The 12,626-nt window shown below is 61.2% G+C and carries 12 protein-coding genes; 9 read left to right on the plus strand and 3 right to left on the minus strand.

Going from position 1 to position 12,626, the window contains the following annotated elements; translation table 11 throughout:
• The first annotated feature begins 10 nt into the window (after nt 1–10).
• From WLQ66_RS10745 to hpaH, 6 genes are all read left to right on the plus strand, one after another.
• Entirely contained in the window at nt 11–1,243 is a 1,233-nt protein-coding gene (locus WLQ66_RS10745; protein WP_340546370.1) for a Tm-1-like ATP-binding domain-containing protein, read from the plus strand.
• A gap of 82 nt (nt 1,244–1,325) precedes the next feature.
• The gene (locus WLQ66_RS10750) at nt 1,326–1,715 is read left to right on the plus strand and encodes a 5-carboxymethyl-2-hydroxymuconate isomerase (RefSeq protein ID WP_340546371.1); all 390 of its coding nucleotides are present in this window, start codon (nt 1,326–1,328) and stop codon (nt 1,713–1,715) included.
• A complete protein-coding gene (gene hpaE, locus WLQ66_RS10755) occupies nt 1,712–3,223 on the plus strand; it encodes a 5-carboxymethyl-2-hydroxymuconate semialdehyde dehydrogenase (RefSeq protein WP_340546372.1) in 1,512 nt (503 codons plus the stop codon). The genes WLQ66_RS10750 and hpaE overlap by 4 nt, the downstream gene beginning before the upstream one ends.
• On the plus strand, nt 3,223–4,206 hold the full coding sequence (hpaD, locus tag WLQ66_RS10760; protein ID WP_340546373.1) for a 3,4-dihydroxyphenylacetate 2,3-dioxygenase: 984 nt from the start codon (nt 3,223–3,225) through the stop codon (nt 4,204–4,206). The genes hpaE and hpaD overlap by 1 nt, the downstream gene beginning before the upstream one ends.
• A complete protein-coding gene (locus tag WLQ66_RS10765) occupies nt 4,203–5,057 on the plus strand; it encodes a fumarylacetoacetate hydrolase family protein (protein WP_340546374.1) in 855 nt (284 codons plus the stop codon). Before hpaD ends, WLQ66_RS10765 begins: the two co-directional genes overlap by 4 nt.
• Complete coding sequence (hpaH, locus tag WLQ66_RS10770) at nt 5,054–5,854, plus strand: 2-oxo-hept-4-ene-1,7-dioate hydratase (protein ID WP_340546375.1); 801 nt, start codon at nt 5,054–5,056, stop codon at nt 5,852–5,854. Before WLQ66_RS10765 ends, hpaH begins: the two co-directional genes overlap by 4 nt.
• Before the next feature lie 22 nt (nt 5,855–5,876).
• Here hpaH and WLQ66_RS10775 read toward each other — a convergent pair whose 3' ends face one another.
• From WLQ66_RS10775 to trhO, 3 genes are all read right to left on the minus strand, one after another.
• On the minus strand, nt 5,877–6,866 hold the full coding sequence (locus WLQ66_RS10775) for a Hint domain-containing protein (protein ID WP_340546376.1): 990 nt from the start codon (nt 6,864–6,866) through the stop codon (nt 5,877–5,879).
• Nucleotides 6,867–7,064, minus strand: a complete 198-nt coding sequence (locus WLQ66_RS10780) for a hypothetical protein (protein WP_340546377.1) — start codon at nt 7,062–7,064, stop codon at nt 6,867–6,869.
• 165 nt (nt 7,065–7,229) lie between these two features.
• Nucleotides 7,230–8,144 (minus strand): oxygen-dependent tRNA uridine(34) hydroxylase TrhO, encoded by a 915-nt coding sequence (gene trhO / locus WLQ66_RS10785; RefSeq protein WP_340546378.1) that lies wholly within the window; start codon nt 8,142–8,144, stop codon nt 7,230–7,232.
• Between the two features lie 121 nt (nt 8,145–8,265).
• Between trhO and pncA the strand changes: the two genes are divergently transcribed.
• The 3 genes from pncA (at nt 8,266) to pncB (ending at nt 12,548) form a co-directional block, all read left to right on the plus strand.
• Nucleotides 8,266–8,871 (plus strand): bifunctional nicotinamidase/pyrazinamidase, encoded by a 606-nt coding sequence (pncA, locus tag WLQ66_RS10790; protein ID WP_340546379.1) that lies wholly within the window; start codon nt 8,266–8,268, stop codon nt 8,869–8,871.
• A gap of 58 nt (nt 8,872–8,929) precedes the next feature.
• Nucleotides 8,930–11,194 carry a PAS domain-containing hybrid sensor histidine kinase/response regulator gene (locus WLQ66_RS10795; protein ID WP_340546380.1) on the plus strand — a complete coding sequence of 755 codons (2,265 nt, stop codon included), beginning with the start codon at nt 8,930–8,932 and terminating at the stop codon, nt 11,192–11,194.
• A 64-nt stretch (nt 11,195–11,258) separates the two neighbouring features.
• Nucleotides 11,259–12,548, plus strand: a complete 1,290-nt coding sequence (gene pncB / locus WLQ66_RS10800) for a nicotinate phosphoribosyltransferase (RefSeq protein WP_340546381.1) — start codon at nt 11,259–11,261, stop codon at nt 12,546–12,548.
• Nucleotides 12,549–12,626: the final 78 nt, after the last annotated feature.

Below are 12,626 nucleotides of genomic sequence, written 5' to 3' on the forward strand. Positions count from 1 at the left end.
AGGTGGGGCAATGACCGAGAAAACCATTCTGGTGGTTGGCACCTATGACACCAAGGACGATGAGCTTGGTTTTCTGGCGAGTGTGATCGGCGATCAGGGGGGCAGGGTCCTGACCATGGATGTCTCGGTTCTGGGCGACCCATCGACGCCGACCGACTATTCCAAACACGACGTCGCCGAGGCCGGTGGCAGCTCGATCCGGGCGGCCATCGACAGCGGGGATGAAAACACCGCCATGCAGATCATGGCGCATGGTGCCAGCTTGCTGACGGCGCGGCTGCACCGGATGGCGGCTTTTGACGGGGTGATCGTCCTTGGCGGCACGATGGGCACCGATCTGGCGCTTGATGTCTGTTCGGCCTTGCCGCTTGGGGTGCCGAAATACATTGTCTCAACCGTTTCCTTCTCGCCGCTGATCCCGGCCGAAAGACTGGCGGCCGACACCCAGATGATCCTCTGGGCTGGTGGGCTTTACGGGCTGAATTCCGTCTGCAAGGCCTCGCTCAGCCAGGCCGCAGGCGCCGTTCTGGGCGCCGCGAGGGCCGCGCAGATTCCGGACCCGGATAAACCGCTGATCGGTATCATGTCCCTTGGCACATCGGCGCTGAAATACGTCATTCCGCTGAAACCGGCGCTTGAGGCACGTGGGTTTGAGGTTGCGGTCTTTCACGCCACCGGAATGGGAGGGCGCGCCTTTGAAAGCCTCGCAGAGCAGGGCGCCTTTGCCTGCGTGTTTGACTTCTGCACCCAGGAGCTTGGCAACCATATCCACGGATCGTCGATTTCCGCCGGTGCGGATCGCCTTACCAATGCCGGCGCCAGGGGGACGCCGCAGATTGCCGCCCCCGGCTGCTATGATCTGGTTGATGTGGTCGGCTGGCAGCCAATCGCCGAGAAATGGTCGGACCATCCGAAACATGCGCACAACCGGCTGCTGACCTCGATTGTCCTCAACACCGAGGAACGGCGCCAGGTCGCCCGCGCCCATTCGAAACAGCTGGCTGACGCCGGCGGTCCTGTGGCAATGATCCTGCCGGAGCGTGGACTCGGCGAATGGGACCGCGAAGGCGCCGACCTGCACGACAGCGCGGGGCTGGCGGCGTTTCTGGCGGAGCTTGAGGCGACATTGCCCGCGCATGTCTCCGTGCACCGCCTCGACAGCCATATCAACGACCGTGCCTTCGCCGATAAGGCGCTGGAGATTTTCGACCGCTGGTGCGCCGACGGCATTGTTTCGCCGTAACGCCTGCCGCCCGGATCCTGCGCTTGACTCGCCGTGTGCTTTTTACTTAACTTGATAAGCAATAAATCGCCAAGGTGCCCTGATGCCCCATTTCCAGATCGAATACTCCGCCAATCTAGAGGACGTGCTGGACATCTCTGCACTGTGCGAGGCGATCCGCGCAGAGGCGGCCGCGATCGACACCTTTCCCATTGCAGGGATCCGGGTGCGGGCGCTGCGCGTCGATCATGTGGCAATTGCCGATGGCAACCCGGACCATGGTTTCATCGACCTGTCCATCCGCCTGCGGGAGGGGCGCAGCGACACCGTAAAGCAAGACGCAACCGCCCGTATCTTTGCCGTGCTGCGCACCTTCGTGGCCCCGGCGATGGATCGCCATTCCATCGCCCTGTCAGCAGAGATGCGCGACATCAACGCAGCGCTTTCACCGAAATTCGGAAATATCCGTGATCATCTGGAGGACCCGGCATGAGCCAGCTCGACAGCCATATCCGCAAATTGGACAGCTATCTGGAGCGGTTCCGTGCCTCCGGGATCCAGAACCGGATTGCCGGCGCCGATGTGGCCGGCGGAGCAGGGGTGTTTCAGACCATCTCGCCGGTGGACAAAAGCGTGATCTGCGATGTTGCCCAGGGCTCAGCCGCAGATATCGACGCCGCCGCCCGCGCGGCGCAGCAGGCCTTTGCAGATTGGCGCGACCTGTCGGCCTCTGAACGCAGGAAGATCCTCGTTCGGATCGCCGAAGGCATCGAAGCCCGCGCCGAAGAAATCGCGCTCTGTGAATGCTGGGACACTGGCCAGGCCTATAAATTCATGTCCAAAGCGGCGCTGCGCGGAGCCGAGAATTTCCGGTATTTTGCCGATCAGGTTGTGCAGGCGCGCGATGGCCAGCATCTCAAATCCCCAACCCTGATGAATGTGACCACCCGTGTGCCTATCGGCCCGGTTGGGGTGATCACGCCGTGGAACACACCCTTCATGCTCTCGACCTGGAAAATTGCGCCGGCGCTAGCGGCGGGATGTACCGTCGTTCACAAACCCGCCGAAGCCTCACCGCTGACCGCTCGGCTGCTGGTCGAGATCGCCGAGGAGGCCGGACTGCCACCGGGTGTGCTGAACACTGTCAACGGGTTCGGCGATGAGGTGGGCAAGGCGCTGTGCGAACACCCGGCGATCCGGGCCATCGCCTTTGTCGGGGAATCGCGCACCGGCAGCCTGATCGTCAAACAGGGCGCCGATACGCTGAAGCGCAACCATCTTGAGCTGGGCGGCAAGAACCCCGTCATCGTGTTTGAGGATGCCGATCTTGAGCGCGCGCTCGATGCGGTGATCTTCATGATCTATTCGATCAATGGCGAACGCTGCACCTCCTCCTCCCGGCTTCTGGTCCAGGACAGCATCCGCGCCGACTTCGAAACCCGGCTGATCGAGCGCATCAACAATATCAGGGTTGGCCACCCCTTGGATCCCGCGACCGAGATCGGCCCGCTTGTCAGCGAGGAGCATTTCAACAAGGTCACCAGCTATTTCGGCATTGCCAAAGACGACGGCGCGACGATTGCCGCCGGCGGCGAGGTGCTGGGCAACGAGGGGTATTTCGTTCGCCCGACGCTGTTCACCGGTGCCCGCAACGATATGCGGATCGCGCAGGAGGAGATCTTTGGCCCGGTGCTGACCTCAATCCCCTTTGCGACCGAGGAGGAGGCGCTGGCGCTGGCCAATGACACCGCCTATGGGCTCACCGGATATCTCTGGACCAACGATCTGACGCGGGCGCTGCGCTTCACCGACAAGCTGGAAGCGGGCATGATCTGGGTGAACTCGGAGAATGTGCGCCATCTGCCCACGCCCTTTGGTGGCGTCAAAGCCTCCGGCATCGGTCGCGACGGCGGCGACTGGTCGTTTGAGTTCTACATGGAGCAAAAACACATCGGCTTTGCCACCGGCTCCCATAAGATCACCAAGCTAGGAGCGCTCTGATGCCTGTTCCCGCCCCAAATCTCTATCCCGATTTCAACACGATCCGGCTCAGCCACGTTTGCCTGAACGTCAAGGATCTGGCTGCCTCCAAGCGTTTCTACACCGAGATCCTCGGTCTTCAGGTCAGCGACGAGGACACACCGCGCGTCTACCTGCGCGCGATGGAGGAGCGCGGTCACCACTGCGTGATCCTGCAACAATCAGATCAGCCGGGCACGGTTGAGGTGATGGGGTTCAAGACCTTTGACGAGGAGGATCTGGACCGCGCCGACGCCTATTTCCGCAAGAAGGGACGGCCAACAGAATGGGTGCAGCGCCCGTATCAGGGGCGTACGCTGCTGACATCGGACAATATGGGGATCCCGCTGGAGTTCTACCACAAGATGGACCGGCTGGCGCCGATCCACCAGCAATACGCGCTCTATCGCGGTGTGAAACCTTTGCGGATCGACCACTTCAACTGCTTCAGCCATGACGTCGATGCCTCGGTCGCCTTCTATAGCGATTTCGGCTTTCGGGTGACGGAATATACCGAAGACGAAGACAGCAAGAAACTCTGGGCGGCCTGGTTGCATCGCAAAGGTGGCGTGCATGACATGGCCTTCACCAATGGCACCGGCCCGCGTATGCACCATGTGGCCTTCTGGGTGCCGAACCCGCTAAATATCATCGACCTGCTCGATCTGATGGCGACCACCGGCTATGTGACCAATATCGAACGCGGCCCCGGTCGACATGGCATTTCTAACGCCTTCTTCCTCTATATCCTCGATCCCGATGGCCACCGGATCGAAATCTACTGTTCCGATTATCAGACCGTCGATCCCGACCTTGAACCGATCAAATGGGATCTGAAGGATCCGCAGCGCCAGACGCTCTGGGGGGCGCCGGCCCCGGAAAGCTGGTTCAAACATGGCAGCCGTTTTGTCGGCGTCACGCCAAAGGACTCCGATCTGCAAGCCAGCCCGATCATCGCGCCATGAAGTTTGCAAGTTACAGCGCAGCCGGGCAGGCTTTCTACGGGGCCGCAACCGATGACGGGATGATCGCGCTTAGCCCGGACTTCCCGCAATGGCCGACCCTGCTGGATGTGGTGCGCGCGGGCGGGCTGGATCAGCTGATGGTCGCGGCCGAGGGCAGATCCGTCACCCACACAGATGTGCAGTACGACATGGTGCTGCCCAATGCGCGGCGGATCCTCTGTGTCGGCGTCAACTTCCCGGATCGCAATGCCGAATACAAAGACGGCAGCGAGCAGCCGAAATACATGTCGCTGTTCCCCCGCTTTGCCAGTGGCTTCACTGGCCACAATCGCCCGCTCATCCGCCCCCCCGAAAGCCACATGCTTGATTATGAGGGCGAGGTGGCGATTGTCATCGGCAAAGGCGGGCGGCGCATCGCACAGGCCGACGCCTATGACCATATCGCCGCGCTCACCATCTGCAACGAAGGCACCATCCGCGACTGGGTGCGCCACGCGAAATTCAACGTCACCCAGGGCAAGAACTGGGACAACTCCGGTGCCATCGGCCCCTGCCTGGTGCCGTTCCGGGACCCGGCGCAGCTGGATGACGCGCGCATCATCACCCGTGTGAACGGAGAGGTCAGGCAGGACGATGTCCTGTCGCGCATGATGCACCCGATCCGGCGGGAGATCGAATATATCTCCACCTTCATGACGCTTGAGCCGGGCGATATTATCGTGACCGGAACCCCCACCGGGTCCGGCGCACGGCTGGATCCGCCGCAGTTCCTGAAACCCGGCGATGTGGTTGAGATCGAGGTTTCCGGCATCGGCACGCTGCGCAACACGATCGAGGACGAAGCCCCATGACACCGCAGGATCACGCGAGGGCCGCAGAGGATCTCCTGCGGGCGGAGGCAACGGGACAGCAGATCGGCCTGCTCAGCAGACGCTATCCGCAGATGGATATGGACGATGCCTATGCGATCCAGAAGGCGATCTGCGAAGCCAAGCTGGCGCAGGGGCACAACGTCGTCGGCTGGAAAATCGGCCTCACCTCCAAGGCGATGCAATACGCGCTGAACATCGACATACCCGACAGCGGTATCCTGTTTGACGACATGGTGTTTTCACATGGCACGACAGTTCCCGCCGGTCGTTTCATCCAGCCGCGGATCGAGGCGGAGATCGCCTTTGTCATGAAACACGCCCTCAGTGGCGGCGATATTACCCGGGCTGCGGTGCTTGCCGCCACCGACTATGTGGCACCCGCGCTGGAGATCCTCGACACGCGCATCGCGCGCCAGGACAGGGAAACCGGCCAAAGCCGCAACGTATTCGACACCATCAGCGACAATGCGGCTAATGCAGGTGTCGTACTGGGACCGCAGCGCCACGCGGTCGACGCCTTTGATCTGCGCTGGGTCGGGGCAATCACCTCGCGCAATGGCGAGGTTGAGGAAACGGGGCTTGGTGCAGGCGTGCTTGATGATCCGGTCGAAAGCGTGGTCTGGCTGGCCCGCCGCATGGCACAATATGGCCAGCGCATCGAACCCGGTCAGATCGTCCTTTCCGGCAGCTTCATCCGCCCCGTCGAATGCCCCTCCGGCACTGCGATCAGGGCCGATTTCGGCCCCTTCGGCGCGGTGGAGATCACCTTCGCCTGAGACAACTTCACCTGTGCGATGCTTATGGCACTGCGACGGCGCCGCTTGTGAGAATGGGCTTGTTGTTTTTCAGATGCCGCGCCACCAACCGGCGTTGCTGTCTGCCACTGGGGACATGGCAGGCCGTGCGGCATGCGGCCTGCGGCGCAAGCAGCTCGGGAAACAGCAGGGTGACCTCTTCATAGGCCTCCGGCGTCAGCGCCTTCAGCGCTTCGGCACCGGTAAACAGGCTCTCGGTCGGGGCGCCCTCGGCAAAAATCACCTCATGCCTGTCGAACAACAGGTGGAAATACTCCACCGGCTCGCAGGTCTGCTCGATATCAATACCTGGCAGCTCGGTCAGCCGCACGGCGGCGACCAGCACATCGGCGTCGGCAAACATCCGTTCGCTGATCTTTGACGACACCAACATGCGATGCTGCCGAGACACCAGAAGATCGCGCATCGGCAGACCATGCCCCAGCGCCCCGGCGGTGATCCTGACCGGGCGCAGCTTGGGGTTGGCGCGCAGCGCATCCGCCGTCAGCGCGCGGCTCATCACCATACGCAGCGGCCGGTAGCTGCCATCAGCGACCAGCACGCGATCACCGGCGGTCAGGGAGTCGACAGCCACCCGACCCCGTTCGGTTTCGATCAGGGTGCCGCGGACAAAACAGGTGATCTCGGAATAATTCCAGCCCGTGGTGTGGCTCTGGTAACTGCCAAGCGTCGCACCAACGGTGAATTCAGAACCCGGGCCGGGGACAAAATACCAGCTGCCGCCGGTGTTGAAGAAATAGAAGGTCTCGACATGGGGGGTGCCGCCGGTGTCGGTGAAGGAGACGTCAATGGCGTAAGGCTCCCCTACAGATCCGCCGAAGGCGCCCCCGTTGATGCTGATGCTCTCGTTGCCGTCGGCACCGCCCTGATAGGCCCCGTCATCGTCATCCAGCGTCGCGGTATAGGATGTATTGTACTGGGCGTTGTAGCCAGCCGCGCTCCAATTGAAGGCTGTGACAGTATATTGTGGCATCTAGCTCTGCCCCTGCGATCCGCTATCGTCTTGCGACAGCGATTTGAACAGATGGCGCAGCCCTGTGGGATTGAGCTTGTACCGTATCGCCCCGGAGCCAAGCTCAGCCTCGGCCAACTGCCGCTCCGCCGCGTCCACCTCTGTGCCGCAGCGTGTTCTCAGATCTGAACAGAAGTCTTGGTTCTTGCGCGTCGCCATCACTCACCCGGCTCACTCTTTAATCATGGTTACCAATTACTTTAGGCGAGTGTGGCGTTTCGCCAAACAGTTTTTGCGCGACTCCACGCAGCGCCGCCGAAAAGGGGCCCGTAAATGCGCAGATCAGTGGCGATGTGATCGGTATCGCGGCGGCCGGCGCTGGCCTCAGCGCAGCGGCAGATGGCCCAGGTGGTCGTCGCCGCGTTCCCGCGCCAGTCTCATCTGTTTCTGCCGCTCGCGGAACCGGGCCTTGTCGGCCTCAGAGGTCTCATTGATACAGAGATGGCAGGACACCCCCTGTTCAAAGGCCGGATTGGATTTGTCCTCTGGCAGAATGGGCCTGCGGCAGCCGTTGCACAACTCATGCGGACCTTCCTGTAACCCGTGTCCGACGGACACCCGGCTGTCAAAGACGAAACATTCGCCGGTCCAGCTGCTGTCTTCCTGCGGCATCTCCTCAAGATAGCGCAGGATACCACCTTTCAGGTGATAGACATCCTCCACGCCCTGACCAATCAGGAAGTTGGTGGATTTCTCGCAGCGGATGCCACCGGTGCAGAACATCGCAACACGCTTGTTGTGGAACCGGTCCTTGTTCTGTTCCCACCAGGCCGGAAATTCGCGGAAGCTCTCGGTCTTGGGGTCGATCGCGCCTTCGAAGGTACCGATGGCAACCTCGTAGTCATTGCGGGTGTCGATCACAACCACATCGTCCGAGCGGATCAGATCGTTCCAGTCTTCCGGCTCCACGTAATGGCCGACGCGGGCACGCGGGTCGATGTCCGGCTGGCCCATAGTGACGATCTCTTTCTTCAGCCGCACCTTCATCTTGCCAAAGGGGGGCTTGTCGCTGGTGGCTTCCTTCCATTCAAGATCGCTGCAACCGGGCAGCGCCTTGATATGGGCCAGCACCGCATCAATCCCGGCGCGCGGGCCAGCGATGGTGCCGTTGATGCCTTCCTGCGCCAGCAGCAATGAGCCCCTGACCCCCTGCGCCTCGCAAAGGGCCAGAAGCGCCGGTTTCAGAGCGGCGGGATCGTCGAAACGGGTGAAGTGGTAGAGAGCGGCAATCGTATACATGGCGCCGCTCTACACCAAGCAGGCAAGGCGCTGCAAGGTCGTGGAATGCCGCATCGCCGCAGCTTTGTTGACGGGTGGGCGCAGGGGGCGTACCCCTGTCAGGCAAGACGTGGAGAACCCGATGACCAAAGCCCTGATCGTGATTGATGTTCAGCTGGATTTCTGCCCCGGCGGTGCCCTGGCGGTGCCGGACGGGGATCAGGTCGTGGCGCCGATCAATGCGATGATGCCTGACTACGACGCAGTGCTGATGACACAGGACTGGCACCCGGCCAACCACAGTTCCTTTGCTTCGCAACACCGCGACGCTGCCGCCTATGACAGCATCGACATGCCCTATGGCCCGCAGGTGCTCTGGCCCGATCACTGCGTGATCGACAGCGCCGGGGCGCAGTTCCACCCGGATCTGGACCTGCGTGGCGACCTGATTCTGCGCAAGGGTTACCGCCGTCATATCGACAGCTATTCGGCGTTCTTTGAAAACGACCAGAGCACGCCCACCGGATTGCACGGCTATCTGCAGGACCGCGGCATCCGCGATCTGACGCTGGTCGGGCTTGCCACCGATTTTTGTGTCGCATTTTCGGCACTGGATGCCGCCCGTTTGGGCTACGACGTGACAGTGGATTTGACAGCCTGCCGCGCGATTGATCTGGATGGCTCTCTGACAACCGCAGTGACGCATATGCAATCGGCAGGCGTGCGGCTGGTTGGTGCCTTTGGGTAAGTTATTAACGAATTGACGATATTCAGAGACTCGTCGTCATCAGGGACCTTGCAAAGAGATGCCGCAGGCCGATGCGCCCGACACTGGGCCGCTAGAAACCTATAGCAGGCGATACAGCCAACGCGGGCTGCTCAACCGCTATGCGGATGGGCGGTGCCGGTATTTTGCGTTCCGCCAGCTGATCATGGCAGGGCTGTCGGCGCTGATCGGTCTGCTGATATCGCCAATGGCTGGTCTCTTGGTCTTTGTGGTCGCGTTTCTCGGCGACCTGGTTGATACGCTCTACCTTATGCGGGCAGCGCCGATTGCGGATAATGCCCCCTATAAGCGCGTGCTGGCCATCAGCAGCCTCACCGCTGGGGTGCAGGCGGTTTCCCTCTCCTTTCTGGCCTGTTCACCATCGTATTTCATCCACGCGGAAAACCACCTGCATCAGGCCCATGCCACGCCGCTGTTCACCGTCGGTATCCTGGTCGGGGCCGCCATCAATGCCACGGTGATCCTGCCCTATCAGATCTCTGCCGGTATCGTGCGGCTGGTGGTCTATGCGCTGACACCTCTGGTCAGCATCGCGATTGAAACCCTTGCCGATCACAGCACTGCCGTGATCGAGGTGCAGTCCTTTCAATTCGCCGGTCTGGGCGTGCTCTATGTCAGCGTCTTCTTCTTCGTCAGCTTTATCGCGGGTCGCTACCACCGCAGCCGCAAAAACACGCTGGCGATGGCCCTGCAACATAAGCAGCTGGCCAAGATCAACGCCAAGCTACAGGCCCAGCAGCTGCAATCCCAACAGCTTGCTCTGGTGGCCGAGAATGCCAACGACAGCGTCTTCCTCATGGATCAGGAGGGGCGGATCACATGGGTCAATGAGGCGTTCACCCGGATCACCGGCTACCGCTACGATGAGGCGATCGGCAGGATGCCGGGTGAGCTGCTGAACGATGAAGACACCGATATGGCGGTGGTCAAGGCACTGGAGAAGGGGCGCGCCACCGGCAAACCGTTTCGGCTTGAGATCTGCAATCGTCGCAAGGATGGTCAGCGTCTGTGGCTGGAGACCAATCAGGTGCCGATGCTGCGCGACGACGGGACGGTGGAGACCATCATTGCCGTCGAACGTGATATCACCGCCTCCAAACAATACGAACAGCAGCTGAAGGATGCCCGCATCGCCGCGGAGGAGGGCGCGCGGGTGAAATCCGAATTCCTCGCCACCATGAGCCATGAGATCCGCACCCCGATGAACGGGGTTATCGGCATGGCGCAGATGCTGGAACGGACCAATCTGGATGACGAGCAAAAGCTCTATGCCGATACGATCCTCGGCTCGGCCCGCACCCTTTTGTCGCTGATCAACGATGTGCTTGATCTCTCGAAGATGGACGCGGGCGAGGTCATCCTGAGCGAGGTTGATTTTGATCTGCGCGCCTGTTTCCAGCAGACCTTGAAGCTGTTTGAACCGCAGGCGCAGGAGAAGGGCATCAGCCTTGATCTCGATATCGCGCCGGACGTGCCCCGGCTGATCAATGGCGACGATCGGCGCCTGCGCCAGGTCTTGCTGAATCTGGTCGGCAATGCGGTGAAATTCACCGAGACCGGCGGCGTTCGCGTCGCGGTGGCCACCACGCAGGCGGGCGACCGGCTGCGCCTGCGCTTCTCGGTCACCGATACAGGCATCGGCATCGCCAAGGACAAGCAGGATCAGATCTTTGAACGCTTCTCTCAGGCCGATGCGGCGATCACGCGGCGGTTTGGCGGCACCGGTCTTGGCCTCACCATATCGCGCCTCCTGTGCGAGGCGATGGGCGGTGAGATCGACGTGACCTCTGACCTTGGCAAAGGGGCCTGTTTTTCCGTTCACCTGCGCATGCAGCCTGCCACCGGCTCCGCCCTGTCCGACACCGACGGTATCACCCCGCAGGAAGAAGGCTGTTTGCAGGGGATGCGTATCCTCGTCGCTGAGGACAACAGGATCAACCGCCTCCTGGTTGAGAAATACCTTCAGGACGAACCGGTTATGCTGGAATTTGCCGTGGATGGCGCCGAGGCGGTCGAGAAAACGCCGGAGTTTGATCCCGATGTCATTCTGATGGATATGTCGATGCCGGTGATGAACGGGCTGGAGGCCACCCGCATGATCCGCGAGATGGAGATCCGCCAGCCTGTCATTGCGGCACTGACGGCCAATGCCTTTGATTCCGATCGCGAGGCCTGCCTGTCCGCGGGCATGGATGATTTCCTCAGCAAGCCGATCAACCGCGATGACCTGCTTGCGGTTCTGTGCAAACACAGCCTTCCTCAGGGTCGTCGCGCAGCAGTCTGATTTCCTTTGCTCCTGGCTGCGGCCTGTTTTATCAACCATTGAAACACGATGGATGAGGCCGCCTGTGGACATTGCAACCCGCGTCTATAACCACAAGTGGAAGATCGATCCGATCGTGCGCTCGCTGATCGACACCGATTTTTACAAACTGCTGATGTGCCAGTCGGTGTATCGCAATCGCCGCGACACCAATGTCCGCTTCTCGCTGATCAACCGATCCAAACATATCCCGCTGGCCAATCTGATCGACGAAGGCGAGCTGCGCGAACAGCTCGACCACATCCGCTCGCTATCGCTGTCGCGTGGCGAAAGCACCTGGCTGCGCGGCAATACGTTCTACGGCAAGCGCCAGATGTTCCGCTCCGATTTCATGGAGTGGTTCGAGGGGTTGCGCCTGCCGCCCTATGAGCTGGAGCGCAAGGGCGACCAATACGAACTGACGTTTGAAGGCAAATGGCCCGAGGTCATGCTCTGGGAAATCCCGGCCCTGTCGGTCCTTATGGAACTGCGCAGCCGCGCGGTGATCAACAGCATGGGCCGGTTTGAACTCCAGGTGCTCTATGCCCGCGCCATGACCCGGGTCTGGGAAAAGATTGAACAGCTGCGCGACATAGACGGCCTCAGCATCGCCGATTTCGGCACCCGCCGCCGTCATGGGTTTCTCTGGCAGGACTGGTGCGTGCAGGCGATGATGGAGGGGCTGGGCGATAAATTCACCGGTACCTCGAACTGCCTGATTGCCATGCGCCGCGAGGTCGAGGCTATTGGCACCAACGCCCATGAGCTGCCGATGGTCTATTCCGCGCTGGCCGAAGATGATGCCGCACTTGCGCAGGCCCCCTATGATGTGCTGTCCGACTGGCATGACGAGCATGAAGGCAATCTGCGCATCATCCTGCCCGATACCTATGGCACCCGGGGTTTCCTGGATCGCGCGCCGGACTGGCTGGCGGGCTGGACCGGCATCCGTATCGACAGCGGCGATCCCGCAAGCGGCGCCGAAACCGCGATCCGCTGGTGGCAGGAGCGGGGCGAGGACCCGCAGGACAAACGGGTGATCTTCTCCGACGGGTTGGATGTTGCCAAGATCAAGGAACTGCATGCGCAGTTTTCAGGCCGTACCAAAGTGTCCTTTGGCTGGGGCACGCTGCTGACCAATGACTTCCGCGGGCTGGTGCCGGATGACGGCCTCGCGCCGTTCTCCCTGGTGTGCAAGGCGGTGTCGGCCAATGGCCGCCCCACCGTCAAACTCTCCGACAACCCGGAAAAGGCGATGGGCCCGCAGGCTGAAATCGACCGTTACAAGCGGGTGTTTGGTGTCGGTGAACAGCAAAGCCAGGCGGTAATAGTCTAGAAATACTCCGCCCATCTGGGGGCGTTGGGCGCGGATTTCCCAATAAGTTGCGGCAATAGATCTGCCCCAATGTTTCGC

Origin of the sequence: Phaeobacter sp. A36a-5a (assembly GCF_037911135.1) — a bacterium.
Taxonomy (GTDB): Bacteria; Pseudomonadota; Alphaproteobacteria; order Rhodobacterales; family Rhodobacteraceae; genus Phaeobacter; species Phaeobacter bryozoorum.